Origin of the sequence: Microbacterium deminutum (assembly GCF_039530205.1) — a bacterium.
Taxonomy (GTDB): domain Bacteria; phylum Actinomycetota; class Actinomycetes; order Actinomycetales; family Microbacteriaceae; genus Microbacterium; species Microbacterium deminutum.
In genome coordinates this window covers 115,448-142,315 of the sequence record NZ_BAAAOG010000007.1, presented here as the reverse complement: position 1 = coordinate 142,315, position 26,868 = coordinate 115,448, and the positions used below count along the sequence as shown (strand labels likewise).

Sequence of the window (26,868 nt, the reverse complement as noted above, 5' to 3'; positions counted from 1 at the left end):
CGCCCGCCGACGCAGTCGGCGAGTGGAGTGGGCGGAGGGACGATTCCCGTCATCCCCTCCACCGCCCTCACTACTCGAGACGGCCCGCGCGCATCCCGAGCACCCGGTCGGCATGGTCGGCGATCTTCGGATCGTGGGTCGAGACGATGGCGGCGACGCCCTGCCCCCGCACGATGTCGGAGATCAGCATCATCATCTGCTCAGCGGTGCCGGAGTCGAGCTGACCGGTGGGCTCGTCGGCGACGAGCACCCGCGGGCTGGCGGCCAGTGCCCGGGCGATGCCCACTCGCTGCTGCTGCCCGCCGGAGAGTTCGTACGGGCGCTGATTGCGGTGCTCGGCAAGACCGACGAGCTGCAGGAGCTCGTCGACGCGAGCGGCGCGCTCCGCCGACGGCGTGCGCCGGATGCGGAGCGGCACCTCGATGTTCTCGGCCGCCGAGAGCACGGGAAGGAGGGCGAACGACTGGAACACGAACCCGACATCGCGCTGACGCACCAGCGAGAGCTCGGTCTCACTCGCCGTGGCCAGCTCGGTCCCCCCCACGCTCACGGTGCCGGCCGTGGGTCGGTCCAGCCCGCCGAGCAGGTTGAGGAGCGTCGTCTTCCCCGATCCGCTCGGGCCGCGCAGCACGACGAGCTCCGCGGGCCGCAGCTCGAGCGACACCCCGGCGACGGCGTGCACCTCGGTCTCGCCCGAGCCGTACGTGCGCACCAGGCCGTGTGCCTCGACCACGGCGCTCATGCGATGTCTCCCTCGTCCATCGGGGTGACCGCAGGCGGGTCGTGCGGACGCAGGTCGCGCCGCAGCAGCGGACGCTCGCCCCCTGCAGAGGGGGCGGACACCCGGTCCGCGCCGCCACGCTCGACTCCAGCCGGCTCGACCGGCCCCTGCTCCGCGGCAGTCGGCTCCGCCGCCACCGGCTCGGCCGCCGCCGCGCCGGCATTCGCCGGAGCGTCGGAGCGGAACACCTCGACGTGATCCGGCGCGAGGTCGAGCCGCACACGGTCGCGCAGCTCCAGCGCGCGCACGTAGTCGGCGGGCAGCTGCATCCGTCCCACGCGGTCGAGCACGGCGAACTCCTCGGCGACGTGGTGCTCCTCGCCGGTGTCCGAGACCGCGGTGCGCCGAAGCGTCTCGGTGGAGGTGCGGCCGTCACGGATCTGCACCACCCGGCGAACGTGCCCCGACACGCCGGGGTCGTGGGTGACGATCAGCACGGTGACCCCCAGGCGTTCGTTGACGTCGCGCATGGTCTCGAGGACGAGAGCGGAGTTCGCCTCGTCGAGCTCGCCGGTGGGCTCGTCGGCCAGCAGCACCTTCGGCGCGTTCGCGAGCGCCACGGCGATCGCGACACGCTGCTGCTGTCCGCCGGACAGCTGCGACGGCATCCGTTCGCCGATCTCGCCGATGTCGAGCATGTCGAGCAGCTCCGCCGCACGCGCACCCCGCCCATTGCGCGGTGCACCCGCGACGGCCAGCGTGAGCGAGATGTTCTCGGCGGCCGAGAGATACGGGATGAGGTTGCGCCCGGTCTGCTGCCACACGAAGCCCACGGTGTGGCGGCGGTACTGGATGCGGTCGCGCTCTTTCATGGCGAGCAGATCGTGGCCTTCGACGGATGCCGCGCCCGCCGTCGGGACGTCGAGGCCGCTGAGGATGTTGAGCAGCGTCGACTTGCCCGATCCGGACGCGCCCACGATCGCGGTCAGCTCGCCGGGCTGGACCTCGAGGGTCAGCCCCTGCAGCGCCTGCACCTCGACCCCCTCCGCCGAGAAGATGCGCACCAGGTCACGGCATACGATCGCGCTCATTCCGCTCCCATCTTGACGGTCGTCGCAGGCGCCGCACGCCGCGCGGTGAGCACGGCGACGAGCGTCGCAACAGCGGTGACCGCGAGGAATGCCAGCAGCACCAGCGCGAGCTGGGCCGCATCGGCACTCACCGCCGGAGCCGAGGCGCCGCCGGTGAATCCCGACAGATCCGTGGTCGCCACGACCAGCGACGGCATCGCGAGCCCCAGGGCCGTGCCGACGATCGTGGCGACTGCGACCACGGGCACGATCTCCCACGCCACCAATCCGAGCGACTGGCGGGCGGACAGCCCCATGGTCCGCAGCATCCCGATCGACATGTTGCGTGAAGCGGATGCCGTCACCGAGCCGGCGAACACCGCGAGCGCGGCGAGCAGGGCGCCGGCGAACACGGCCGCGATCAGGGTCGCCCGAAGGCCTGCCGCGGTCGGCACCGCCTGCACGGCGGCGAGCTCGGATGCCACGTCGTCGACGACGGCCGTCGGCATCCCTTCTCGCACGGCCGACGCGACGCGCGCGGCATCCGCCCCGGGCCTCACCTCGATGAGGAGCGTCGCGGGTGTGAAGGAGGACATGCCGACATCCGTCGCGAAAGCCTCGTCTGCGAGCACCCACGGGGCATCGACGCCGAATCCGGAGTCGTCTGGAAGGATCCCGGCCACGCGGACTTCGAGCAACCCGAGGGTGAGATCGTCGCCCACCTGGGTGTCATCGCCGACATCACTCGAGACGAGGACCGGGATGCGCCCGTCGGACTTCGTCGCCAGGTCGAGGGGCACCTCGGGACGCTGGACGTGCAGGCTCTGCGCGTTCGTCAGCACGACGGCCACGGCGTCGGTGCGGTCGCGGTGCCCGAGCGAGAGCTGTCCTGCAGATGCTACGGGGGCAACGCTCGCGACGCCGTCGATGCCGGCGACCGCCCGCTGCTGCGCGGCGGTGAAGATCGTCCCCGAGGCGCGCACGTCCGCTCCGACCGCCGCCTGGGCCTGCGCCCGGGCTGACGACTCGACGGTGGCGAGCACGACCGACGAGAACACCGCGACCGAGATGCCGACCACGACCGCCAGTGCGGCCGCCACCCCGAGAGCCGGATCGCGCAGCGCCCGCGCCGAGCCCACGAAGGCGACGGGGCCTCGTCCGCGTCGCGCGATGGTGGCCGCCGCGTGCAGCGCGGGGGGCAGCACCCACAGCACGATCACGCTCGCCGCGAGGGCGAGGAGCAGCGGTGTCAGCGCGAGCAGCGGATCCACTCCCGGCGCGCTGATGCGGCCGCGGCGAACGAGGAGGAAGGCCGCGAGTCCCGCCATCACGATCAGCCCCACGGCGACAGCCGTGCGGATGCCGCCCCTCGTTCGCGCCGACAGGTCGCGGCGGGTCGTGCGGAACGCGCGGCGACCGCCCAACGCGGCGAACAGCGCGGCGGGGACGCAGCCGAACACGAGAGGCACGATCCAAGCCGCCGCCCCGCCGGCATCCGGCAGGAGGAGGGCGGCGATCACGGCGCCGGCGAGCGCGGCGGGGAGCCCGATCGCCAGACCTTCCGCGGCGGCCGTCCCGCGAAGCTGCAACGGGCTCGCGCCCCGCGCGCTCGCGAGGGCGATGGGGGCGGCGCGTCGTTCCACGACCGCTCGCACAGCCAGCGCGAAGACGGCGAGCACGACCCCGATCGGTCCCGACACGCAGATGGACAGCAGGGCGACCGTCGCCGCGACCCTCGACAGCGAGGCATCGATCGCCTCGTCGAGGTGCGAGCGCATCGTCACGAGCGCGGTGACTCCCGGCATCCGCGACGGGACGCTGAGCTGGTTCTGATTGACACCCCGGATGCCGGCAGCCACTGCCCGGGCGGTGCCGGCTGTCACCGCGCCGGCAGCCACGGGGTACCACATGGTCGTGGTCAGCTCGGCGCCGGAGTCGATGATCTGAGCCAGCGCGACGGGGTCGATGAAGCCGGTGCCGGTGAAGTCGGGAGTGCGATTGCCGTCGTCGAAGACCTCGGCGTCGGTCATCGACGGCGTGTTGCTCCAGTAGTCTCCGCCTGCATCCTTCGGCTCGAACAGCCCGCTGATGCGAACGTCGCCGAGCACCTCGGTCGCGAGGACATCGCCCACCGCGATGCCCATCGTCTTCGCCGTGGCGACCGAGACCACCATCTGCAGCGGCGGCCTGTGTTCCGCGGGGGCGCCGATGCGGGCGTCGTCACCCGCGGCGGCGTCGTCGGCGGCTGGAGTCGCCGGCGCCTTCGGCGCGGCACCCTCGACGATCGCGATGTGCTTCAGGTAGCCGGGGTCGACCGCCGCCCGCAGCCACAGGTTGCCCTGCGGCGTGGCCCCCGCGGGAGCCTTCGCCGGTGTGCGCTCCGCCATGCGTACGACATAGAGCGGCTGCTGCAGGATGCCGCGCAAGGGCTGCCGCTGCGACGAGCGCCAGTCCGCGAGGGCCGCGTCCAGGCGCCCGTAGATGTGCTGCAGGGCGTCCTGTGAGCTCTCGCTGTAACCAGGATCCGACCCGCCGGGAAACGTCTGCAGCACGCCTTTGACGTCACGGAGAGGATCGGAGAGCTCTGCGCCGGCGTAGTGCAGGTCGGAGGCGGCGAGCTGATCCATCGCCCGGGGGACGATGCCCGCGACCACCGCCACCAGGAGCGTGAGGACTGCGACGAGCATCGACACCGAGGCATCCGCCCGCACCGTTCGCAGCAGCAGCCGCGGGGCGGAGGGGCTCCGTGGCTCCGAGCCCGCGATCGCGGCGCCTCCCCGGCTCATCGGGGTGCCTCGGAGGCGGTCAGCGTGACGGCCTGCCTTCGCACGCGCGCGCCGTAAACGAACAGGATGACGGCGGTCGCCGCGACCATGGCGGCGAGTGCCGCCACGAGCCACAGCGGGTCGATCCGCAGCGGCGCGGTCGACTCTGCGAACGGTTCGAGGACCGCCGAGCGTGCGAGTCCCGGGACCGTGAGCAGGCTCGTCAGAGCGCCGCCGATCAGCGCGACCACGACGGCCGCGGCGATCACGAGGGCGAGCTCGAGCCGCCGCATCGCGGCCAGTGCGGGCGGCGGCATCCCGAGCGCCCGGAGCACGACCACCTCATCGGCGCGCAGGCGCAGCAGCTCGCCAGCCACGGCGCCGAGGGCGATGAGGGCCAGGGCAGCGCCGCCGATCATGCCCGCCCACAGCGCGCGCGGCACCGCGCCGAGCATCTCGGCCGAGGCGTCCAGGCCGGGTCCGGTGACGCGGCTTCCGTCGACGGTGGTGCGGATGCCGTGGGCGGTCGCCGCCGGATCGGGGCTCTTCACCCACACCGCGTCGATCGTCGCCGGCTTCCATCCCGCGCGCAGCTGGGCGACCTGCAGCGCCGCCAGGTCGACGAGCACCCCTCGGCTTCCCGGCGAGCCCGGCACCTGCTCGACGATGTCGGCGACCCTGACGGGGAACGACCCCGGTACGACACCGATGTCGAGGTTCGGGGTGTCGCCGACCTTCGCCGAGATCGCGCGTGCGAAGGCGCGCGAGAGCACCACCGGCGTCGCGGGGTTCGCCACCGGCTGCAGCCGGAGGTCCGTCCTCGAGAAGACCTGACCGCTGTATCCGAGGTCGCCCGCCGCGAACGCCTGCCCGTTCACCGTCGTACCGGGCGCGAGCGTCCACGCGTCGACGGGGTCGATCGGATGCACGCCGTCCGGGGCGTCCGCGCTCAGCCCGGTGAGGGATCCGATGATGACGATCGGCTCGAACACGGCGTCGCTCGACGGCGGATCCAGGTGTGCGTCGATGGCGATGAGCGAGCGGTCCACGCCGTCGGCAGGGAGGCGGGCACGCACGACCGCGGGCGAGGCGGTCCCCACCTCGGCGAACCCGACCTCGGTGACCAGCCCGGACGGGTCCATCACGAAGGCGGTGAGCGCGGGCGCGAGACCGCTCCAGGTCACCGTGGCGGTGAGGGCGGTCGTGCCCTCGGGAAGGGCCACCACCGGGGGCTGGAAGGTGATGTCGTCGGCGAGCCGTGCGACGTCGACGGTGCCTCGCGCGGTGCTTCCCGCCTCCCTCAGACCGGCCGCGGGGACGGCCGAGACATGCACGGTCGTCTCGTCTTGCAGCGTTCCGGTTGCCGACGACACCGGGGCCGCGGCTGTCACCCCCGGCACCGCGGCGATGTTCGCCGTGTCGGTCGCGCCCGAGACGATGAGATCGGCTCCGGCGTGCAGGTCCGCCGTGACCGCCGCAGCGGTCGCCCAGGTCGGCTGGTAGGCCGCGGCCAGCACGATGCCGCCGCCGGCGAGGGCGATCACCACGAACGGCGAGGCGATCATCCGGACGCGACGGGCGACCTCTCGCGAGACCATGGTGGCTCGCACACCCGGGCCGCGAGCGGCGAGGCGCTCGATCCCGGCTGCGAGTGCCGGAAGCACCGCGAGCCCGAGCACCGCGACGGCAGCGAGGCACAGGGCCGGGGCCAGCACCGCAAGCGGGTCGACCTCGACGCCCGCCTCGGTGGGCGAGAGCGCCGAGCCGAACTGCAGGAACCGCCACAGCGACAGGGCTGCCGCCGCGACGAGGAGCAGCACGAGCGCGGGGGCCGCGAGCCGGCGCGCCCTGCCGGAGTCGTCGGCGGCGCCGCGACGGAAGGTGCGCCGCGCGGACGAGAACGTGATCCCCGCCACGAGCAGGACGGCGACCAGGATCACGGCCACGGCGACAGCCGCGACCGGGGCCGCGCGGGTCGCCGGCGACCCGATCGCGGCGAGCAGTGCGAGTGCGGCGCCCACGCCGGCCGCCGCGCCGACGCCGGCCACGACGACGGTCTCGAGCGCGGTGACCGCCCCGACCCGTGCGGCGGATTCGCCGCGGGAGCGCAGGAGGGAGGTCTCACGGGTGCGGACGCTGTCCAAGAGCCGCCCCAGCTCGGCGAGCGTCACCAGGCCGATGACGGCGACCAGCATCAGCGGCACGGGCTCGACCGCCGCGAGCGGAGCGATCTTCCGCTGCAGGGTGGCGGCATGTTCGTCGAGCGTTCCCGACTTCTCGACGCCCTGCACCGCGACACCCGGATCATTCAGCAGCGCCGTCTCGATGCGCTCGCCGACGACCGCGAGCCCCGGGAGGTCGGCGGGCTCGACGAGGTCGACGACGGGTGTGATCGTCCACACCGTGTCGTCGCCGGATGCGGCATCCGCCGTCGTCACGTCGACCGGCATGCCGGCGCCCCCGGCCCTCGTCAGCTCGCGGTGGATGATCGCAAGCGCTCGGATGCTCTGCGCCGCAGGGTCGTCGGACTTGGGGGCCTCGAACCTCAGCACGCGCGAGTCGGCCTGCAGCGAGCCGAGTTCCTGCGACACCGCGTGGCGGGCCTGGGCGTCGAGATACCCGACGAGCCCGGTGCCGAGGGCGGCGAGCAGCAGGCAGACGCCGAACAGCGCAGCGAACAGAGCGCTATGGGCGCGGACGCGGCGGACGGCGAGCACGACCGCCACCCTAACCGACGCGCCGACCCATTCCGCGCGCGGTCGGCGGCACGCATCCTCCCCCGTCCCGACCAGCTCGATCACCGCACCGGCACGTGCACGGTCAGGGCTATTGCGAGCCTGCGCATCGAGGCAGGAAGATGGCCCCGAAGGACGGGGGTCTGGGATGTCGCTGAGTCCGGAATCGGCGAAGCACCGCGTCAGGCGCACACCACGCAGACCCGCCTCTTCGCTGGCCGAGAAGTGGACGACCATCGACGGAATCGATGTCTTCTACCGGGAGTCGCCACGCCCGCCCGCAGACGCCCGGGTCATGGCGCACATCCACGGCTTCGGGCTGTCCGGGCGCTACCTTCTTCCCACGGCCGAGCAGCTGGCGGACGAGTTCCACACCTACGTGCCCGACCTGCCGGGCTTCGGCCGCAGCGGCAAGCGCAGGGACATGCTCGACATCCCCGATCTCGCTCACGCCACCGCCGATTTCCTGGACGATCGCGGTGTCGAGCGGGCATCGCTCGTCGGCAACTCGATGGGGTGCCCGGTGATCATCGAGTTCGCACACCACTATCCGGATCGGATCGACCGCGCCGTCCTCGTCTCCCCCGCGGGCGGCCTGTTCAACCAGCCGCTGCGACGCGCGATCGGGCAGCTCTCCCGCGACACTCCGCGCGAGCCGACCCGCATGGCCCGGGTCGCGGTGCCCGACTACGTGAGGTTCGGCGTGCCCAGCACGGCGCGCCTGTTCCGGGCGCTGACCCAGTATCCGTCGCTGCAGCGCCTGCTGGAGCTGCGGATCCCGACCCTCGTGGTGCTCGGCGAACGCGATCCCCTGCTGCCCGGACCCCATCGGATCGACGAGATCGCGAGCCAGACCGACAGTCACGTGCTGGTGGTCCTGCTCGAGGGGGCCGCACACGCCATCAACTTCAGTCATCCGGGCCAGCTCGCGCACGTCATCCGTCTCTTCATGGACGACCAGCCCATCGTGAGCGACCCGGACTGGCCGGGCGATGTGCGGGTGTACGAGGTCCACCGCGGCAAGCACCACCCGCCCCCGAAGTCGGACTAGGGCTCAGCCGCGGAGCACCCGCACGAACGATTCCGGCAGGACGACGTTTTCCGGTGCACCGCGGAAGAAGCCCGCGACCTGCTCGGGCGTGTAGCCAGCGATCCCGCAGCCGACCTCGGTCACGAGGAATCGGAGTTCGGGATGCTCGCGCGCGAACCCGACGAACCGTCCGGCCTGCTCCGCGAAGACGGCCAGCCCCGACATCGTGTCGATGCCGTAAGACTGCCCCTGCAGCCCCTCGGACTGCCCCCAGACCGCGCCGAAGCGATCGAGGGCGAACTTCGCCGCTCCGCCGCCGTGCGCGCCCGATCCGTTCGACCCGAAGACGAAGATCTCGCCGGGCTGCAACGAGTCGACGCGCACGTCACCGCTCCTCTTCAGCGGCGAGGTGCGCGGCGACGTGGCCGCGGTAGATCACTGCGTTCTGCCGGATGCCGGCTCGCTCCGCGTTCGTGAGCTCGCGGCGGACCTTCGCGGGCACGCCGGCCACCAGCGAGCCCGCCGGGACGACGGTGCCTTCGAGCACCACTGCGCCTGCCGCGATGAGGCTGCCCTCTCCGATGACCGCGCCGGTCAGCACCGTCGCTCCCATGCCGACCAGCGAGGCGTCGCCGATCGTGCAGCCGTGAACCACCGCGTTGTGCCCGACCGACACGTTCGCGCCGATCACGACCGGATGCCCGGCATCCACGTGGACCGATACGTTGTCCTGCAGATTGCTCCCCGCGCCCACCGTGATCGAGTCGCTGTCCGCGCGGAGCACGGCGTTGTACCAGACGCTGGATCCCGCGTGGAGGGTCACAGCCCCGATCACGCGTGCCCCACCGGCGACGAAGGCCGAAGGGTCGACATCCGGCGCTCGCCCATGAAGGGACAGGACCGAGGCGGATGCGGAGATCGTCATGCTCCGAGCCTATTGACCCCGCGAGCCCAGGGCACTTCCGATCGCCTGCGCGTACCAAGGTTTGAGCGTGTCGGTGAAGGTCACCGTGAGGTGGTCCTGATCGCGGTAGATGTTCGCGCCGCCGACGACCGGGCGGCAGACCTCTGCTCCGCAGAACACGTCGGTGAAGTCGAGCAGGGTGGCGCGGTCGAGACCGGATGCCGCATCCCGCAGCGGATCGTTCGCGACGAGGACTGCCGACCGCTCGCCGTCGCACGCCGTCATCTCGTGCGTGCGCAGGCACTTGTTGGGATCGGTCTCCCAGACCGGGTTGTCGACCACGGTGATGACCGGGATGCCGCGATCGAGCATCTCGCTCCACGCCTTGCGATATCCGGCCACGGCGGCGTCATGAGCCGACGGATAGCCGTCGGACGAATACGGGGTCGTCGCGAGCGCCGCGGTGAACACGGCGTCGATATGGGCCGTCTTGAGCTCGGCGGTCACGCTGTCGCGCCACTGGGTGCACGCCGCGCCGAACGCGCCAGGCGTGGCCAGGGGCGTCGTGTTCCACGGACAGGCGCCCTTGAAGTACGTGACGAGCTGCCAGCCGTTCTCGTCGGCCATGGCCTGGAAGGTCGAGAGCAGCTGGTAGGCGTGGCTGTCGCCGATGAGTGCCACGCGGGGGGCGTTCGGGTCGTTCGACCCGAACGTGCACGACACCGGCCGCGCGTCGTTCAGCTGGACGAAGCACTCCGGGCTCGTCGGGCGGTCCACGCCCGCGAATCCCGGCGCCGGAAGGATCGTGTCGCCGAAGTCGGTTCCCGCACAGGACTTGTCGAGCACGACGGCTGCGCCGAAGCACGGCGGCGGGTTGTGGCGAAGGTCCTGCAGCGCCTTGACGCCCGCGGTGTAGGCCGGGGCGTTGACGGCCCACGCCAGTCCCGCGACTGAGGCGACGACCACCATGGCCGCCAGCGATGACCACAGAGTGACGCGGGCTGGCCGCGAAGTGAGCACTTTCCAGCCCCGCGCAGGGTCCTCCACGAACCGCTTGGTCAGCCACGCGAGGACGAAGCACAGCGCGAGGAGCGCCAGACGATGGTAGATCGTCAGTCCCCAGAACGGCACCGACGGCGCGATGATGATGAGCGGCCAGTGCCAGAGGTACAGCGAGTACGAGATGTCTCCCACGAACTGCGCGGGACGGATGGCGAGCACTCGGGTCGGGTACCACCACCTCTCGTGGTTCGATGCCATGATCACCGCGGCCGCGCCGAGCGTCGGCAATGCGGCCGCATACCCGGGGAACGGAGTCTGCGCGTCGAACGTGAAGATCGTGAACAGCAGGACGGCGATCCCGCCCCACCCCAGCACGAAGCTGCCGATCGCGTTGCGGATCCGCAGCATCGGGACGAGGGCGACCATGGCGCCGACCCCGAACTGCCACATGCGCCCGAACGTGACGAAATACGCCGGCGCGGGGTTGGTCATCGTGAAGACGACGCAGAACACGAACGACAGCACAGATGCGACCGCGAGGGTGGTGATGACGCTGCGGCGTCGCGCGCCGCGGAACCACTTCACCCCGAGCCATGCCGCGAGCAGCATGAGCAGCGGCCACATCACGTAGAACTGCTCCTCGAGCGACAGCGACCAGTAATGCTGCACGGTGGTCGGGTCGCCCGAGTGGTTGAGGTAGTCGGCCGAGTTGAGTGCGAGGTACCAGTTCTCGACGTAGAAGGTCGAGGCCAGGATCTCCCGCACCTCGTTCGGCAACGCGGACGTCGGCGTGAGATACGGCGACATGGCCACGAGCGCGCAGAACAGCAGCACCAGGAGGGAGGCCGGCAGCAGGCGCCGCGCGCGCCGCGCCCAGAACTGACCGAGCCGCAGCGACCCGCTGGCGGTCAGCTCGCGCATCAGGTGCGAGGTGATGAGGAAGCCCGAGATCACGAAGAAGATGTCGACGCCGACGTATCCGCCCGAGAAGCGCGCCGGCCAGAAGTGGTAGAGGACTACCGCCAGCACGGCGATCGCTCGCAGTCCCTGCACGTGCGGGATGAAGCGCGACGGCTCGGCGTGCTCGGGTGACCGGTCCTGCGGCTCGGCCGTCACCGTGAGCGCCGGCACGCCCAGGTGCTGAGGCTCGAGGGCGTCATCTGCGGAAGGCACGCAACGACGTTAGCCGCTGGCACGCCGGAATCGTGCACCGACCGGGGTGTGACGCGAGCCCGGGTTAGCGGAGCCTTGTCTTGGTTGCGGAATGTTCGCGGCTGAGTACCGTTGAAATCCTGAGGCGGAGCCGCACCGGCCGGTGCGCGATCCGCCCGAGATGGAGGCGACCATGTCCAAGACGCAGACCACCCCGGCAACCGCTGCAGATCCGACCGCTGCCGCCGCTGCCGCGCAGTTCCTCACCCCCGTCGTGCTCGGCCTGCAGGCACTGGCCGTCAACGGCAAGCAGGCGCACTGGAACGTGCGCGGCGCGAACTTCATCGCGATCCACGAACTCCTAGACACGCTCGTCGACCACGCTCAGGACGGTGCCGACCTCGCGGCGGAGCGGATCGTCGCGCTCGGTCTTCCGATCGACGCGCGGGTGTCGACCGTGGCGGCCAAGACGACGACCGCGGTCCCCGCGGGCTTCACGCAGTGGGAGGACATGATCCGCGACGTGATCGCCGACATGGATGCGGTGATCGTCGACGTGAAGGCCGCGATCGACGGCCTCGACGAGATCGACCTGTCGAGCCAGGACGTCGCCATCAACATCGCCGAGTCCCTCGAGAAGGACCGCTGGTTCCTGTTCGCGCACCTCGCCGAGTGACACGCTCGTAGAAACGGCCTCCGGCGTTCGCCGGAGGCCGTTCGCGTGTGAGCGCTCAGTCCCGCTGCAGCCAGGCGAGGACGGCGAGCACACGGCGGTGCTCGGTGCCGGATTCCTCGAGGCCGAGCTTCGCGAAGATCGCGCTGATGTTCTTCTCCACCGCGCCGACGCCGATGTAGAGCCGTTCGGCGATACTCGCGTTGCTGCGCCCCTCCGCCATCAGCTCGAGCACATCGCGCTCGCGAGGCGTCAGCGCGGCGAGCGGATCCGGCCGTGCCGCGAGCAGACCGCGCACCACCAGCGGATCGAGCACCGTGCCGCGCTCGTGGACGCGGCGGACGGCATCCGTGAACTCCTCGAGCGATGTCACCCGATCCTTGAGCAGGTAGCCGATGCCGCCGTCTCCGCCGGCCAGCAGCTCGCGGGCGTACACGCCCTCGACGTACTGGCTGAGGACCAGGATGCCGGTCTTCGGCAGCGCCGCGCGAAGCTGCAGCGCGGCGCGGATGCCCTCGTCGCGGAAGGAGGGAGGGAGGCGCACGTCGAGGATCGCGACATCCGCCTCTGCCATCGCCACGCGCGCGACGATGTCGTCGGCGTCGCCCCACGCGCCGGCCGTCACGTATCCGGCCTCGTCGAACAGGCGCACGAGTCCCTCGCGCAGCAGCACCGAGTCTTCGACGAGCACCACGCGCAGCGGAACGGATCGTGTGCCCGGCGACGCGCTCATGTGCTCAGGATAGGCCGCGCTCACGCGGGTACCGGCGAGAGCGGGATGTGGGCGCCCACGGTCGTCGGTCCGCCGACGGCGCTGTCCACGACAAGCACCCCGCGGAGTCCGGCAACCCGGTCGCGAAGGCCCTCGAGACCGTGGCCCGACCGGAAGTCGGCACCGCCGTGTCCGTTGTCGACGACCCAGACGTCGAGCATGGCGGGCTGCGCGCCGAACGCGGGTCGGACGGATGCCTTGAGCCGCGCCGCCGATGCTCCGGAGTGCTTCACGGCGTTGGTCAGCAGCTCGGCCACGACGAAGTAGACCGTGCGGGCGATCTCGGGGCTCACCATGGTGTCCACCTCCGGGTCCACCTCCACGCCGACCGGCAGCGCGGTCCCTGCCGCCACCGCGCCGAGGGCTGCCGCAAGGCCGCGGTCCTGCAGCAGCGGCGGCGCGACGCCTGCCGAGAGGGCGCGCAGCTCGTCGAGGGCGGCCTTGGCGTGCACCTGCGACTCGCGGGCGAGCTGGACGGCGGCATCCGCGTCGCCCGCGGCCGCACGCCGCTCGAGCGCCGCGAGATCCAGCTGCAGGCGCACCAGGCGCTGCTGCGGCCCGTCATGGATGTCGCGCTCGAGGCGCCGCAGTGCCGCGTCTTCGGCCTGCACCGCAGCGCCGCGTGCGGCGGCCTCGGCCCTGACCTCGGCGGCGAGGTCGTCCGACGGCCAGCGACCGAGCATCCCGCGCGCGATCGCGTGGTGCAGTCGGGCGAATCCGCCGACCGCCCACGGCAGGGTGATCGCAAAGAGGACGCCGGCGATCAGGTACAGGACGACCTCCACGGTCCAGCTCGTCCAGCCGCCGAGCAGCCACGGCATTGCGGCCGAGACGTACTGGCCCCAGTCGTTCCCGTCGTTGCGCGGAAGGAACGATCCCCAGAACCAGTAGGTCAGACCGCCGAGGCTGACGCTCAGCCAGACGGTGGTCAGCGTGAAGGTGGCGATGCTGACGATCGGACTCACGATCATGCCGTGCACGAGGTAGACCCAGTAGTGGCCGTTGCGGATCGGCCGGGTCAGCGTCAGCCAGAACCCCTCCCGGTCAGAGGTGTCCTTGTTCCAGGTCGGCTCGGCGATGGCAGGGAGTCCCGTCACCTGCAGAAGCCAGCGGTAGGCGATGCCGAATCCCCGGGCGACGACGAGCGCCAGGACGATCAGCGGCAGGCCGATCACCAGCACGATGAGTCCGCCGCCGGTCGACAGCAGCGTGATCAGCACCGTCAGCGACACCATCGCGAGCACGAAGACCGTGAGGAGGTACAGGGCGCTGCCGGGCGCGAGCAGCCACCACCGGCCGTAGGTCGCCCACGCGGAGCGCGGTCGGGTGTCGGTCGTCGTGGTGGTCATCGGTGTTCCCTCGTACATCTTCGAGGCTGAAGCGGTCATGCATCCAGCTTCGTGACGCGCACCGGATGACGGCATCCGACCGTCACCCGCATCGGAAGGGGGGCTGGCCCCCCTGAGAGTCTCGCGACCCATGCCGCTCGGTGATCTCAGGGACTCTGACGATCACACGGCCGAAACCTCACGGCAATAGCGCGCCCGTACGATGCCCTCAGATGCATCGCGCCCTCAGGGGCCGTACGTGCGACCAATCTGTCCGCATTCCATCCGACCCTCAGGTCCCGAGTCATTGGAAACACGCAGGTGGTTGAACTGGACGTCGTCGTGGTCGGAAGCGGTCCCAATGGACTAGCGGCTGCCGTGACGTTCGCGCGTGCGGGCCTGTCCGTCCGGGTGTTCGAGCAGGGCACGACCATCGGCGGTGGAGCACGGACGGACTCGCTGCCCGAGACCGGCTATCGCTACGACCGCTGCTCTGCCGTTCACCCGATGGCACTGGCGTCGCCCTTCTTCACTCAGTTCGAGCTGAGTCGAAGAGTGCGCTTCGTCGTGCCCGAGATCTCGTACGCGCATGCTGTCACCGCGGAGGTGGCGGGAGTGGCCTATCGCGACCTGCAGGCGACTGCTGAGCATCTGGGCAGAGACGGCAAGGCCTGGCAGCGGATGTTCGCGCCGCTCGTCCGCTATGTCGACGACATCGTAGGACTGACCACGGACTCGCTCTTTCGCGTACCGCCACACCCGCTGCGATTGGCGCGGTTCGCGCTCCGAGCCGCCGAACAGGGCTCGCCGCTGTGGAACGTCCCTTTCCGCGACCAGGTCGCGCCGGCCCTGCTGACGGGGGTGAACGCCCATTCGGTCGGCCGCATGCCGAGTCTCGTCACCGCGGGAGCGGGATTGATGCTCGCCACGCTCGCTCATTCGGGGGGCTGGCCCATAGCCGTGGGGGGCTCGCAGTCGATCGTCGAAGCGCTGGCGGATGATCTCAGGCGTCACGGCGGCGAGATCACCACAGACTTCACCGTGACGACACTGGCCGATCTGCCATCGTCCCGCGTGACGCTGCTCGACACCTCCGCCCGTGCGATGAGCCGCATCGCGCAGGATGTGCTGCCGAGCCCGTACCGACGTCACCTCGCGCAGTTCACGTACGGAAACAGTGCGTCGAAGGTGGACTTCGCGCTGTCGGAACCGGTTCCGTGGCGCAGTGCTGCGCTCCGCGGGAGCCCCACCATCCATGTGGGAGGCACGCGAGCGGAGATCGCCCAGGCCGAACGAGACGTCGACGGCGGACGCCATCCCGCGCAGCCGTATGTGCTCGTCTCGCAGCCGACCCTGTTCGACTCGACGCGCACGCCGGCCGGCGGGCACGTGCTGTGGTCTTACACACACGTTCCGCGCGGGTCCGAAAGGGATATGACCGAGGCAGTGACGAGGCGGATCGAGGAGTTCGCGCCGGGCTTCCGCGACACCATCGTGGAAACCCGGGCGACCTCCGCCCGAGAGCTTGAAACCTACAATCCGAACTACGTGGGCGGGGACTTCAGCGCCGGAGCCATGACGCTGGCGCAATTGGTCAGGCGACCCGTCCTGTCTTCTCGACCATGGGGGACCCCCGTGCGCGGTCTGTACATCTGCTCGTCGTCCACGCCCCCCGGACCCGGGGTGCACGGGATGTCCGGATGGCACGCGGCGACCCTCGCGCTGCGTGAGTGCTTCGGCATCGGGCAGCCGTCATTGGGTCTGGATGCTGCACGATCGACAGAGGCGGAGGATTCACGAGCATGAGCGTGAAACATCGCGGGAGAGGTTCGCAGGCATGGAACCGGCGAGTCGGGTTGCGGATCGCGTTCGCGGCCCTCCTGCTGGTGCTGCCGGTCCAACTGGCCGTCCGCAACGCGATCTCGGACGAGCCGTACCCTGGCCTGTTCCTGCCGAATTTCGGCCCAGTGCCGGAGCAGGCAGGGTCTGTCGAGTTCCAGACCAGGTCCGTGACGGCGGAATTGACGGACGACACCGTGATCGTGCTCGACGGGGGCGAACTCCTGACGGGTTCGGGAGGCGGCGCGCTGCCGTTCACAAGGCTCCTGTCGGACCCGGCCCACGTGGATGAGAAGACCGTGAAGTGGCTCGGGGAGCGGCTGCGGGTGGTGTACCCGCGATTGGACGTCCAATCGCTCTCGATCGTCGCCAACAGCTGGAAGTTCGATGAATCGACCGGCGAACGATCGCTCCGGGGCACGCATGTACTGAACCGGATCGAGATCGGCGGCACAGAGTGAGGCTCGTGAGCCGGTTCGATTCGTGGGTGAACACGGGGCCGTTCTCGGCGCGTGACGTGGGGCTCTTCCGAATCGTCTTCACGCTGCTGCTCATCCCCTATCTCCCTCGGCTGAGCGGGCTGGGCGCCTACCCGAGCGGACTGCTGGACCCTCCCGCGGGGCCGTTCGCGATGTTGAGGGAATTCCCTCCCGTCCCGGTACTGGTCGTGATGGAACTGGTGATCGCCGTCGCGGTCGTGGCCACCCTGTGCGGCCTGTACACGCGAGTGGCGTCCATCCTGCTGACGGTCATGCTCGTCATCGCGTACGGCCTGGTGTTCAGTCTGGGAAAGGTCGACCATGTCGCCGTCATGATCTCGGTGCCCGCGATCATGTCGTTTGCACGGTGGGGCGATACCTTCTCACTCGATGCGCTGCGGCGGAGGCCCAGGCGTGGGCGAGGCAGTGCGACCGGCGACCCGACCACGATTCATCCGACCAGGAGTCAGCCGCAATGGCCGCTGCGGTTCCTCGCTATTGCAATCGGGATCGCGTTCGTCACCGCTGCGATTCCCAAGGTGTCGAATGGATGGCTGGACTTCTCGACACAGGCGAGCTACGGCTACCAGGTCAGGCAGAACTTCATCGCCGAGTCCCCCGGCCTGCTGGCCGGCGTGCTGGCACACTTCCCGAGCGCCCCGCTGTGGGAGATGTTGGACTGGGTCACGGTGCTCCTCGAACTCGGAGTTCTCGTCAGCGTTCTCTCGTGGACGACGTGGCGGACGGTGCTCTCGCTGCTGACCCTGTTCCACCTCGCCATCGCGCTGTCTTTGGGCATCTTCTTCGTCGGCAACGTCCTCGCGTATGGCGCCTTCGTGTCATGGGGCAGGGTCCGGCTGCCCGCTTGGCATCTCTCCGTTCGCACGAGCGAGGCGCTCGCGAGATTCGGACCCGCGGGGGTCTTGATCGTCGGCGCCATCGTGTGGATCGCCGGGGACGCGCTGTGGTCTGTGAGATTGGATGTCGGCGTCATCATCCTGGTGGCCGGCGCGGGGACCGGCGCCGGGTACCTCATCCGACTGGCACGGGCGCTGTTGCGGCGGTTCGTGACCGCGCGAAGCGAGCGGGCCGCCCCGGTCGCCTGAGTCAGACCAGGTGCGTCAGCCGACCCCCCAGCAGCGTCGCCCAGACGCCCATCCCGCGCAGTTCGCCCTCCGACGCCGCGAGCGGATCGGCGGCGCACAGCGCGAGATCGGCCCCTGCGCCGGGCTCGATCCGTGCACCGTCGGCGGAGCCGCCATGGGTCGAGGCGGCCAGCGCGGTCGCGGCATCCACCCGCTCGCTCGGCTGCCACGGCTCGCGTCCGTCGCGAGTGCGGAAGACGGCCGCAGCCATCGCCGCCCACGGATCGAGGGGCGAGACCGGGGCATCGGAGCCGAAGAGCAGGTTGGCGCCGGTGTCGGCGAGCCCGCGCAGCGGAAACGGCTGCGCCGTCTGCCCCGCCCAGATCGAATCCGTCAGGTCGCGGTCGTCGATCGCGTGCTCTGGCTGCACCGAGGCGCCGACCCCGAGGCGGCCGAATCTCGGGATGTCGGCGTGCGCGACCAGCTGCGCGTGCTCGATCGTGCCCCAGGCGCCGGTCATCGCGAACGCGTCGAGCGCGTAGGTGTTCGCCACGTCGCCGATGGCGTGGATCGCCGATGCGAGCCCTGCGCCGGTCCCCCGCGTCATGAGCTCGACGAGGGTCACAGGGTCCACGGTCAGCTGCCCGTGGTTGTGCGGATCGCCGGGGTAGGCGTGCGAGCTGGCCGCCGTCCGCGTGCCGAGCGATCCGTCGGTGATCACCTTGAGCGGGCCGACGTGCACGAGGTCGGATGCCGCGCCGCGGACCGGGTCCCCCGACTGCAGCCCCTCGGCGATCGCACGGTCGAGATGGTGCGGGTAGATCCCGAACTCGACGCGCAGGGTGTCGAACCCCGTCGCGAGGCGCCGGGCCCAGGCATCCTCGTTCCAGGCCATGTCGAGGTCCACGAGGCCCACGACGCCTCGGGATGCCGCGTCCTGCGCCATCCGCGTCACCAGCGGATCGGAGACCTGGGCATCGGTGTCGTTGAGGCGGCGCGAGACTTCGAACGCGGGCTCCTCGCGGAGGATCCCCACGCCGTCCGCTGCGAAGCCTTCGCGTCGCAGGGCCGCGGAGTTCAGCCACACGCTGTGCACATCGGCGTTGACGAGGTAGGTCGGCACGTCGCCCGTCGCGGCATCCAGCATCTCGAGGGTGGGGACGTCCGGCCAGAGGGCATCCCGGAACCCGGCGCCGATGCGCCGCCCATCGACGAGCACGGGCGCAGCGCCCATGATCGCCGCCGCGTGCGCGGCCGAGAGCGCCCGGTCGAGCGGTTCGCGCTGGGCAGACAGCGCCCATTGCACGACGTGGACGTGGTGATCCCAGAGCCCGGGGATCAGCCACCCGCCGTCGCCGTCGAGGACGCGTCCCCGGCGTTTCAGGGCGCCTGCGGGGGCGATGTCGGCGATCCGCGCGCCGGTCAGGTGCACGTCGACCGGGTCGTCGCCGAACGGGTCCATCCGCTCCCCGCCGGTGAGGCGGACGTTCGCCACCACATCGACCGATTCGCCTCGGGCGAGGCTCATCGCGCGGCCTTGCGCGCGTCGAGGTCGCGCTGCATCTCTCCGGCCAGCCGTGGATCCGCGTACGGGCTCGCGCCGGCTCCGAGTTCGGCGATGATCGTCTCGACGACCTCGTCCGGCCGGTTCTGACTGAGCTTGCGCTTGGCGACCACCCGGGTCGGCGTGAGCCGGAAGCCGATGGTTCCGCGCTCGAGCTTGGTGACGTACTCGGGATCGTTGGGCGGCTGCCAGAGCAGGCGCGGCTGCGGCATCCCGCCTTCGAATCGTGCGACGAGCCGCTCCAGCACCCGCAGGTTCTCGTCGGGCGAGAGCAGTTCCGGGATGCCGCTGAGGTGCGCGGAGACGAAGTTCCAGGTCGGCACGTTCGCGGCGTCGCCGTACCAGCCGGGCGAGATGTACCCGTGCGGACCCTGCACGACCACGAGCAGCTCACGTTCGCCGAGGCCGTGGATCAGGTCGTCGGGGCGGCCGACGTGGCCCACGATCGTGAGGTCGTCGCGGCCTTCGTCGAGCAGCACTGCGTAATGCGAAGCGACGAGTCCCTCGTCCGTCGCGCTGACGAGCGTCATCCACGGATTCGCGTCGATCAGCCGGCGCAGTTCGGCGACATCGGTCATCGCGAAGCTGGGGTTCTGGCGCATGGTGTCAGCCTACTTTTGGCAGGACGGGCACCAGTACAGCTTGCGGGTGGCGACCTCTTCCACGACGATCGCCGTGCCGCAGATCCGGCACGGCAGCCCGGCTCGGCGATAGACCCAGTGCCGATCGTCGCGGCTCGCCATCGCGGCGCGGTACGACGCGGGATCGAGGTCGTCCATCGTCATCATCTGGCCGGTCTCGACGCCGATCCGCAGCAGCCGGACCCAGTCCCGCCAGAGGTCGCGGACGACCTCCTCGCGCACCTCGCGCCCGGGTGTGTGCGGGTTCTGACGGGCGCGGAAGAGCAGCTCGGCGCGGTACACGTTGCCGATCCCGCTCACGACCGCCTGATCCATCAGCAGCAGTCCGATCGCGGTCGGCTTGCGCCGCACGACCGACGTGAACCGCTCCTCGCCCTCGGCCACATCGTCCACGAGCGGGTCGGGTCCGAGCTTCGCGATCGTCGCGGCCACCTCTTCGGGAGCCTGCACCTCGCACGCGGTCGGCCCGCGCAGATCGGCGCAGGTCAGCGCCGTCATGAGCCGCAGGCGCACCTGTCCGACGATCGGCGGCGGCCAGTCGTCTCCCTCGTCCGCGAGCCCCGTCGTCTGCTCCGACATCCGCACGTGGACTCGCGCGCGGCGCGGTGCGCCGATCGAAGTCAGCGAGTTCTCGCCGGCGGCATCCATGATCGGGTCATCGGCATCGCCTTCGGGCAGCATCGTCCCGCGCTGGTTCGTCTGTCCCATCCGCCCGTTCGCGGAGGCGATCGTCGGATCGACGAGGATCTCGCCGGCGAAGTCCCACGCGCCGTACATGCCGAGATGGACGCGCAGCCAGAGGTCGTCGTCGAACTCGAGGAACATCTGCTTGCCCACGGCGCGGACGGCTGTCGCAGTGCGTCCGTCGAGCACGGCGGCACCCTGCGCGAACCGCCCCTGCGGACTCGTGGCAGCCACCGTACGGCCCACGAAGTTGCGATCGAACTGCCGCGCGATGCGATGGACGGAATGGCCCTCGGGCATGGATGCGACTCAGCCGGCCTCGGGGTCGAAGGAGCTGTCGTCGGCGAGCAGGACGTCCGGGCCGCCGGAGCCGGCACGCGGGTCCGGCTCGAGGGTGCCCTCTGCCTCGAACGCCGCGATCTGCCCGATGCGGCGGGCATGCCGCTCCTCGCGCGAGAACGGGGTCGCGATGAACCGGTCGATGAAGATCGTGACCTCGTCGAAGGTGTGCTGGCGCGCGCCGATCGCGATCACGTTGGCGTCGTTGTGCTCGCGGGCGAGCTCGGCCGTCGCGATGCTCCACACCAGAGCCGCCCGGATGCCGCGCACCTTGTTCGCGGAAATCTGCTCGCCGTTGCCGGATCCGCCGAAGACGACGCCCAGTGCATCGACGCCCGCCTCCTGGTCGCGCACGACCGCCTGCGCCGCGCGGATGCAGAACGCCGGATAGTCATCCAGCGGCTCGTAGTCGACGGGGCCGTGATCGATCACCTCGTGCCCCTGTTCGGCGAGGTGATGCACCAGCTGGGTCGAGAACTCGAGGCCGGCATGGTCGGTCGCGATGTGGATGCGCATGCGTCAATCCTAAGGAGGGTCCTCAGGGGACGAGGCCGGCCGCGGCCGGCTTGAACCCGGCGCGCACGTTCTCGCAGCACCCAGGGCGGCACACGTCGAACCACGGCCCGAGCGGGGTCTCATGGGGGCGGCGCTCCATCGGGATGCCGGCGCGGCGCTCCTCGATGAGGTCCACGAGCCCCGCGACGTAGGCGGGGTCGACGCCGGGCGTCGGCGTGCGCACGGCCCGCAGACCCGCTGCGGCTGCGGCATCCATCGCCTCGGTGTCGAGGTCCCAGAGCACCTCCATGTGATCCGACACGAACCCGAGCGGAACGATCACGACGGCCGTCGCGCCGGCGCCTGGGAGGCCCTCGATCACCTTGCACACATCGGGTTCGAGCCATGGCTGCGACGGCGGGCCCGAGCGGGACTGGTAGACGAGCTGCCACGGGACCTCCGCGGCGGCGGGTAGCTGCGCGGCGATCCGCTCCATCACGCGGGCGCCGACCGCCAGGTGCTGCGCGGCGTACGCGCCCCCCGGGCCGAAGTCCGCGTCACGCGGGCCCGAACGCTCGGCGTCCGCGACGGGGATGCTGTGGGTCGAGAACAGCACGTGCACGGAATCCGGTGCGATACCCTCGTCCAGGAACGCCTCGATCGCCGTGCGGACACCCTCGTAGAACGGCTCGACGAAGCCCGGATGGTCGAAGAACTGGCGCACCTTGTCGATCGTCACCCGGCCCGCGAGCCCGGTGCCGATGAGCACCCGGGCGAAGTCCTCGCGATACTGACGGCAGCTCGAGAACGAGGAGTACGCGCTCGTGGACAGTGCCAGAAGGGTGGTGTCTCCGGATGCCGCGGCCTCGCGGACCGCATCCTCGAGATAGGGCGCCCAGTTGCGGTTGCCCCAGTACACGGGCAGGTCGATGCCGCGCCGGGTCAGCTCGACCTCGAGGGCGGCCTTCAGCGCGCGATTCTGCGCGTTGATCGGGCTGACCCCGCCGAAGTGCCGGTAGTGGTGGGCGACCTCCTCGAGGCGCTCGTCGGGAATCCCGCGACCGCGCGTCACATTCCGAAGGAACGGGATGACGTCATCCTGCCCTTCGGGTCCGCCGAAGCCCGCGAGCAGGATCGCGTCGTACGCCACCGGCACCTCGACGAACGGGGGTCCCGATGCCGCGGCATCCGATGCGAACAGGACCGGATGCCGCGCCTCGATGTCGTCCGCGAGGTCATTCGCGCTCGTGTCGCTCATTCCTCCATCCTGACACCGCGCCGCGCCCGCTCCGTTCTCCGGCCCCGCAGCGGCGGCGAGCCTGACGTAGGCTGGAGCGGTTGTCGTCGGCGCCAGCAGCGCCTGTCCACGACAGCTCACCTCACCCCACGGGAGCATCGCAGTGCCTGGAGAGAACCTGACCCGCATCGAAGCGCAGGAGCGCCGTGCGGTCGTCGACACGAAGTCCTACGAGGTCGGGCTCGACCTCACGAGAGGCCCCGAGGTCTTCGGGTCGAGGACCGTCGTACGGTTCACCGCGACCGCGGGAGCGGACACGTTCATCGACCTCATCGCGCGCGAGGTGCGCTCCATCACCCTCAACGGCGCAGACCTCCCGGCGTCGGCGTTCGCCGACTCGCGCATCGCGCTGACCGGCCTGGCCGCCGAGAACGAGCTGATCGTGGATGCCGACTGCCTGTACACCAACACCGGCGAGGGTCTGCACAGGTTCGTCGATCCGGTCGACGGTGAGGTCTACCTCTACTCGCAGTTCGAGGTTCCGGATTCGCGTCGCGTCTTCGTCGTGTTCGAGCAGCCCGACCTGAAGGCCACGTTCCAGTTCACCGTGACGGCCCCCGAGCCGTGGGCGATCGTGTCGAACTCGCCGACGCCGGAGCCGAAGAAGCACGGCGACGGCACCGCGACCTGGACGTTCGAAGCCACCCCGCGCATCTCGTCCTACATCACGGCCCTCATCGCCGGCCCCTACGAGTCGACGTTCTCGGAGCTCACCAGTGCGTCGGGCCGCGTCATCCCGCTCGGCGTGTACGGCCGCAAGAGCCTCTGGCAGTACCTCGACGCCGACTACATCTTCGACAAGACCCGCCAGGGCTTCGCATACTTCGAGGAGAAGTTCGACTACGCGTACCCGTTCGCGAAGTACGACCAGCTCTTCGTCCCCGAGTTCAACGCCGGGGCGATGGAGAACGCGGGAGCGGTGACCTTCACCGAGTCCTACGTCTTCCGCAGCAAGGTGACCGACGCGATCAAGGAGCGCCGCGTCGTCACGGTGCTGCACGAGCTCGCCCACATGTGGTTCGGCGACCTCGTGACGATGAAGTGGTGGAACGACCTGTGGCTGAACGAGTCGTTCGCCGAATGGGCGTCGACGATCGCCACGGCCGAGGCCACCGAGTGGACCGAGGCGTGGACGACCTTCGCCGCCATGGAGAAGACCTGGGCGTACCGCCAGGACCAGCTGCCCTCCACGCACCCCGTCGTCGCCGAGATCAACGACCTCGAGGACGTGCAGGTCAACTTCGACGGCATCACCTACGCGAAGGGCGGCTCGGTGCTCAAGCAGCTCGCCGCATGGGTCGGCATCGACGAGTTCTTCGCCGGCGTCTCGCGGTACTTCAAGAAGCACGAGTGGCAGAACACCGAGCTCGGCGACCTGCTCTCGGAGCTCGAGCAGACGAGCGGCCGCGAACTCGGCACCTGGTCGAAGAAGTGGCTCGAGACGGCAGGAGTCAACACGCTGTCGCCCGAGATCGCGACCGACGTCGACGGCAGGATCACGCGGTTCGCGATCGTGCAGACCGCCCCGGCGGACTACCCCACCATCCGCCCGCACCGCCTCGGCGTCGGGTTCTACAGCCTGCAGGCCGACGCGCTCGTGCGCATGCACCACGTCGAGCTCGACGTCGACGGCGACCTGACCGAGGTGGCGGAGCTCAAGGGGATCGCCCAGCCCGACCTCGTGCTGCTCAACGACGAGGACCTCGCCTACGCGAAGATCCGCCTCGACCCCCGGTCGCTGCAGACGGCGATCGCGCATCTCGGGAAGATCTCCGACCCGCTCGCGCGCTCGCTGGTGTGGGGTGCCGCGTGGGATCAGACGCGGGATGCCGAGGCCTCGGCATCCGACTACGTCGACCTGGTGCTGCGCAACATCGGCGCCGAGACCGAGTCGACCACCGTCCGCACCACGCTCGGCCAGCTCCAGCTCGCGGCGAACTCGTACGTCGCACCCGAGAAGCGGGATGCCACTCGCAAGCGGGTCGCCGACGCGCTGTGGCACCTCGCCGAGGCGGCAGAAGCCGGCAGCGACAACCAGCTTCAGTTCGTGACGGCGTTCGCCACCGCCGCCTCGACTCCCGAGCAGTGGCAGCAGGTCCGCAGGGTGCGCGACGGCGAGGTGGACTTCGCGGGCCTGGACATCGACACCGACCTGTCCTGGCAGCTGCTTGTATCGCTCGCGGCGGGAGGCGTCGTCACCGCCGCCGAGATCGACGATGCACTCGCAGCCGACAACACCGCGAAGGGCGGCGAGTTCGCGGCACAGGCCAAAGCCGCGCTGCCCGACCTCGACGCGCGCAGGACGGCCTGGGCTTCGCTCATCGACAACGACGACCTGCCGAACACGATCGTGCGCTCGTCGGCGCTGGGATTCACCAACCCCGCCGGCGTCGCCCTGCTCGGCGAGTTCGTCCAGCCCTACTTCGACATGCTGCTGCCGATCTGGGACTCGCGCACCTACCAGATCGCCCAGTACCTGATCGTGGGCCTCTACCCGGCAGCCCTGGCGAACCTCTCGCTGCGCGACGCGACGCGCGCGTGGCTGTCGGCCAACGCGGACGCGCCCGCCGCCCTCCGCCGCCTCGTCAACGAGAACCTCGCCGGGGTCGAGCGCGCCCTCGCCGTACAGGAGCGCGACGCGCAGTAGTCGACCGGGATGCCTTGACCCGCCGCTCAGGTGGGGCCAAGGCATGCCTCGTTAGGATCGTGCGAGATGAACATCGCCCCCTTCGCCGCAGCCCCTGCCCCTTCCACCTGGTGGGAAGGGATCGTCGGCGTGCTCGTGCAGATCGGCTGGAACATCCTCAGCGTCGCCGGCATCATCCTCGGCGCCTTCATCCTCAGCTGGATCCTCAAGCTCGTCATCCGGCGTGTCGTGAACCGCATCGTCTCGGGCGCCAAGAACAAGGCGAACGTCGACGACACCCAGGCGCTGGAGCGCTCGCCGCTGGCCGCCGTCCGCGTCGTCCAGCGGACGCGGACGCTCGGCTCGATCCTGCAGAACATCGTGAACGTGACCATCGTGATCATCGCGCTGGTCATGATCGCCTCGCTGCTGGCGCCGAACGCCCTGGGCTCGCTCACACTGCTCTCGGCCGCGATCGGCGCGGGCCTGGGCTTCGGTGCGCAGAACATCGTCAAGGACGTGCTCAACGGCATGTTCATCGTGGCCGAGGACCAGGTCGGCATCGGAGACGTCGTCGACCTCGGCCTGGCCACCGGCATCGTCGAGTACGTGAGCGTCCGGGTCACGCATGTGCGCGACGTCAACGGAACGCTCTGGTACGTCCGCAACGGCGAGGTCCTGCGCATCGGCAACATGTCGCAGGGCTGGTCACGCGTGATCATCGATCTGGCGGTGCCCGTCGACGCCGACATCGGCGAGGTCGAGGCCGCGCTGCTGGCGACCGCCACCGAGCTCGCGAACGACGCGAAGTGGCGCACCCGGGTCATCGAGAAGCCCGAGGTATGGGGCCTCGAATCCGTCTCAGGCGACGCCCTCGTCATCCGGCTCGTCATGAAGACCCGTGCGAACGCCAAGGACGACGTCGCCAGAGAGCTCCGGATGCGGGTCAAGCACGCGATCGATCACCTCGGCCTGTCGCTCCCCCAGCTGAACTCCATCACGCTCAGCGGCCTCGAAGGCGCGCAGCGGGTGCGGGGAGCGAATCCGCCGAAGACGAAGCCGACCCCGGTGCCCACCGCCACCGACCGCCCGGTGTGGAAGCCGAAGAAGGGCGAGGCGAAGCCCGCCGCGGTCGCGCCCCCCGAGGAGCCCGCGCCATGAGCGATCAGCCGGATGCCGCACTGCTGAGCTTCTACGATCAGGTCGGCGGCCACGCCACCTTCGTGCGTCTGGTGGATGCCTTCTACCGCGGCGTCGCGGCGGACGAGGTGCTCCGCCCGATGTATCCCGAAGAGGACCTCGAACCCGCGAAGGAGCGTCTCACGCTCTTCCTCGAGCAGTACTGGGGCGGCCCGACGACCTACAGCCGCGAGCGGGGCCACCCGCGCCTGCGCATGCGGCATGCAGGTTTCCACGTCAATCCCGACGCCCGAGACCACTGGCTCGGCCACATGCGCCACGCCGTCGGCGAACTCGACCTGCTCCCGCTTCAGGAGGCGACGCTGTGGGACTACCTCCAGCGCGCGGCGCACGCGATGGTGAACACCTTCGAGCCCAGCGGCATCGGGCCCGCCGCCGAAGGCCGCAGCGGCGCCGCGTCGATCCCGCTCACCGCTCGCACGCCGACGCGCGACGCCGGCGCCTGATCCACCCCTCCCACCGACGAA

At 70.4% G+C, this 26,868-nt stretch carries 22 protein-coding genes; 8 read left to right on the top strand and 14 right to left on the bottom strand.

The annotated features are described in order from the left end of the window. Nucleotides 1-70: 70 nt before the first annotated feature. From ABD212_RS15375 to ABD212_RS15360, 4 genes are read right to left on the bottom strand one after another with little or no spacing between them, the layout of a single operon-like run. The gene (locus tag ABD212_RS15375; protein WP_344096226.1) at nucleotides 71-742 is read right to left on the bottom strand and encodes an ABC transporter ATP-binding protein; all 672 of its coding nucleotides are present in this window, start codon (nucleotides 740-742) and stop codon (nucleotides 71-73) included. Next, the gene (locus ABD212_RS15370) at nucleotides 739-1,812 is read right to left on the bottom strand and encodes an ABC transporter ATP-binding protein (protein WP_344096224.1); all 1,074 of its coding nucleotides are present in this window, start codon (nucleotides 1,810-1,812) and stop codon (nucleotides 739-741) included. Before ABD212_RS15370 ends, ABD212_RS15375 begins: the two co-directional genes overlap by 4 nt. Beyond that, on the bottom strand, nucleotides 1,809-4,577 hold the full coding sequence (locus ABD212_RS15365; RefSeq protein WP_344096222.1) for an FtsX-like permease family protein: 2,769 nt from the start codon (nucleotides 4,575-4,577) through the stop codon (nucleotides 1,809-1,811). The genes ABD212_RS15370 and ABD212_RS15365 overlap by 4 nt, the downstream gene beginning before the upstream one ends. Continuing rightward, complete coding sequence (locus tag ABD212_RS15360; protein WP_344096220.1) at nucleotides 4,574-7,273, bottom strand: FtsX-like permease family protein; 2,700 nt, start codon at nucleotides 7,271-7,273, stop codon at nucleotides 4,574-4,576. The genes ABD212_RS15365 and ABD212_RS15360 overlap by 4 nt, the downstream gene beginning before the upstream one ends. Before the next feature lie 166 nt (nucleotides 7,274-7,439). Between ABD212_RS15360 and ABD212_RS15355 the strand changes: the two genes are divergently transcribed. Next, on the top strand, nucleotides 7,440-8,342 hold the full coding sequence (locus ABD212_RS15355; protein ID WP_344096218.1) for an alpha/beta fold hydrolase: 903 nt from the start codon (nucleotides 7,440-7,442) through the stop codon (nucleotides 8,340-8,342). Between the two features lie 3 nt (nucleotides 8,343-8,345). On the opposite strand, the gene ABD212_RS15350 is transcribed toward ABD212_RS15355, so the two are convergent. Genes ABD212_RS15350 through ABD212_RS15340 form a run of 3 tightly spaced genes read right to left on the bottom strand, consistent with a single transcriptional unit; the run spans nucleotide 8,346 to nucleotide 11,400 of the window. After that, the gene (locus tag ABD212_RS15350) at nucleotides 8,346-8,705 is read right to left on the bottom strand and encodes an A1S_2505 family phage non-structural protein (protein ID WP_344096216.1); all 360 of its coding nucleotides are present in this window, start codon (nucleotides 8,703-8,705) and stop codon (nucleotides 8,346-8,348) included. A 1-nt stretch (nucleotide 8,706) separates the two neighbouring features. Beyond that, the gene (locus ABD212_RS15345) at nucleotides 8,707-9,246 is read right to left on the bottom strand and encodes a gamma carbonic anhydrase family protein (RefSeq protein WP_344096214.1); all 540 of its coding nucleotides are present in this window, start codon (nucleotides 9,244-9,246) and stop codon (nucleotides 8,707-8,709) included. A 9-nt stretch (nucleotides 9,247-9,255) separates the two neighbouring features. After that, entirely contained in the window at nucleotides 9,256-11,400 is a 2,145-nt protein-coding gene (locus tag ABD212_RS15340; RefSeq protein ID WP_344096212.1) for an acyltransferase family protein, read from the bottom strand. Between the two features lie 172 nt (nucleotides 11,401-11,572). Between ABD212_RS15340 and ABD212_RS15335 the strand changes: the two genes are divergently transcribed. Next, nucleotides 11,573-12,055: a Dps family protein gene (locus ABD212_RS15335; RefSeq protein WP_344096209.1), complete on the top strand. Its 483-nt coding sequence runs from the start codon at nucleotides 11,573-11,575 to the stop codon at nucleotides 12,053-12,055. 55 nt (nucleotides 12,056-12,110) lie between these two features. Here ABD212_RS15335 and ABD212_RS15330 read toward each other — a convergent pair whose 3' ends face one another. Continuing rightward, entirely contained in the window at nucleotides 12,111-12,785 is a 675-nt protein-coding gene (locus ABD212_RS15330; protein WP_344096206.1) for a response regulator transcription factor, read from the bottom strand. Between the two features lie 20 nt (nucleotides 12,786-12,805). Beyond that, nucleotides 12,806-14,212 (bottom strand): sensor histidine kinase, encoded by a 1,407-nt coding sequence (locus ABD212_RS15325; protein ID WP_344096204.1) that lies wholly within the window; start codon nucleotides 14,210-14,212, stop codon nucleotides 12,806-12,808. Nucleotides 14,213-14,473: 261 nt separating this feature from the next. Here ABD212_RS15325 and ABD212_RS15320 point away from each other — a divergent pair, with 261 nt between their 5' ends. The 3 genes from ABD212_RS15320 to ABD212_RS15310 are packed head-to-tail and all read left to right on the top strand — an operon-like array spanning nucleotide 14,474 to nucleotide 17,576. Then, a complete protein-coding gene (locus tag ABD212_RS15320; protein WP_344096201.1) occupies nucleotides 14,474-15,958 on the top strand; it encodes a phytoene desaturase family protein in 1,485 nt (494 codons plus the stop codon). Continuing rightward, nucleotides 15,955-16,452 (top strand): hypothetical protein, encoded by a 498-nt coding sequence (locus ABD212_RS15315; RefSeq protein WP_344096199.1) that lies wholly within the window; start codon nucleotides 15,955-15,957, stop codon nucleotides 16,450-16,452. The genes ABD212_RS15320 and ABD212_RS15315 overlap by 4 nt, the downstream gene beginning before the upstream one ends. A 5-nt stretch (nucleotides 16,453-16,457) precedes the next feature. Beyond that, nucleotides 16,458-17,576, top strand: coding sequence for an HTTM domain-containing protein (locus tag ABD212_RS15310; protein ID WP_344096196.1), 1,119 nt, complete (start codon nucleotides 16,458-16,460; stop codon nucleotides 17,574-17,576). 1 nt (nucleotide 17,577) lies between these two features. Here the strand turns inward: ABD212_RS15310 and ABD212_RS15305 are convergent, their stop codons facing one another. From ABD212_RS15305 to ABD212_RS15285, 5 genes are read right to left on the bottom strand one after another with little or no spacing between them, the layout of a single operon-like run. After that, nucleotides 17,578-19,083, bottom strand: a complete 1,506-nt coding sequence (locus ABD212_RS15305; protein ID WP_344096194.1) for an amidohydrolase — start codon at nucleotides 19,081-19,083, stop codon at nucleotides 17,578-17,580. Continuing rightward, the gene (locus ABD212_RS15300) at nucleotides 19,080-19,721 is read right to left on the bottom strand and encodes an FMN-binding negative transcriptional regulator (protein WP_344096191.1); all 642 of its coding nucleotides are present in this window, start codon (nucleotides 19,719-19,721) and stop codon (nucleotides 19,080-19,082) included. Before ABD212_RS15300 ends, ABD212_RS15305 begins: the two co-directional genes overlap by 4 nt. Before the next feature lie 9 nt (nucleotides 19,722-19,730). Further along, nucleotides 19,731-20,744 carry an Fpg/Nei family DNA glycosylase gene (locus tag ABD212_RS15295; RefSeq protein ID WP_344096187.1) on the bottom strand — a complete coding sequence of 338 codons (1,014 nt, stop codon included), beginning with the start codon at nucleotides 20,742-20,744 and terminating at the stop codon, nucleotides 19,731-19,733. A gap of 9 nt (nucleotides 20,745-20,753) precedes the next feature. Next, nucleotides 20,754-21,299, bottom strand: a complete 546-nt coding sequence (locus tag ABD212_RS15290; protein ID WP_344096185.1) for a ribose-5-phosphate isomerase — start codon at nucleotides 21,297-21,299, stop codon at nucleotides 20,754-20,756. 22 nt (nucleotides 21,300-21,321) lie between these two features. Then, complete coding sequence (locus ABD212_RS15285; RefSeq protein ID WP_344096183.1) at nucleotides 21,322-22,536, bottom strand: ferrochelatase; 1,215 nt, start codon at nucleotides 22,534-22,536, stop codon at nucleotides 21,322-21,324. 142 nt (nucleotides 22,537-22,678) lie between these two features. Between ABD212_RS15285 and pepN the strand changes: the two genes are divergently transcribed. The 3 genes from pepN (at nucleotide 22,679) to ABD212_RS15270 (ending at nucleotide 26,847) form a co-directional block, all read left to right on the top strand. Next, nucleotides 22,679-25,222 (top strand): aminopeptidase N, encoded by a 2,544-nt coding sequence (gene pepN, locus ABD212_RS15280; protein WP_344096181.1) that lies wholly within the window; start codon nucleotides 22,679-22,681, stop codon nucleotides 25,220-25,222. A 66-nt stretch (nucleotides 25,223-25,288) separates the two neighbouring features. Further along, the gene (locus ABD212_RS15275) at nucleotides 25,289-26,362 is read left to right on the top strand and encodes a mechanosensitive ion channel family protein (protein WP_344096180.1); all 1,074 of its coding nucleotides are present in this window, start codon (nucleotides 25,289-25,291) and stop codon (nucleotides 26,360-26,362) included. Further along, nucleotides 26,359-26,847, top strand: a complete 489-nt coding sequence (locus tag ABD212_RS15270) for a globin (RefSeq protein ID WP_344096177.1) — start codon at nucleotides 26,359-26,361, stop codon at nucleotides 26,845-26,847. Before ABD212_RS15275 ends, ABD212_RS15270 begins: the two co-directional genes overlap by 4 nt. The last annotated feature ends 21 nt before the right edge of the window (nucleotides 26,848-26,868 follow it).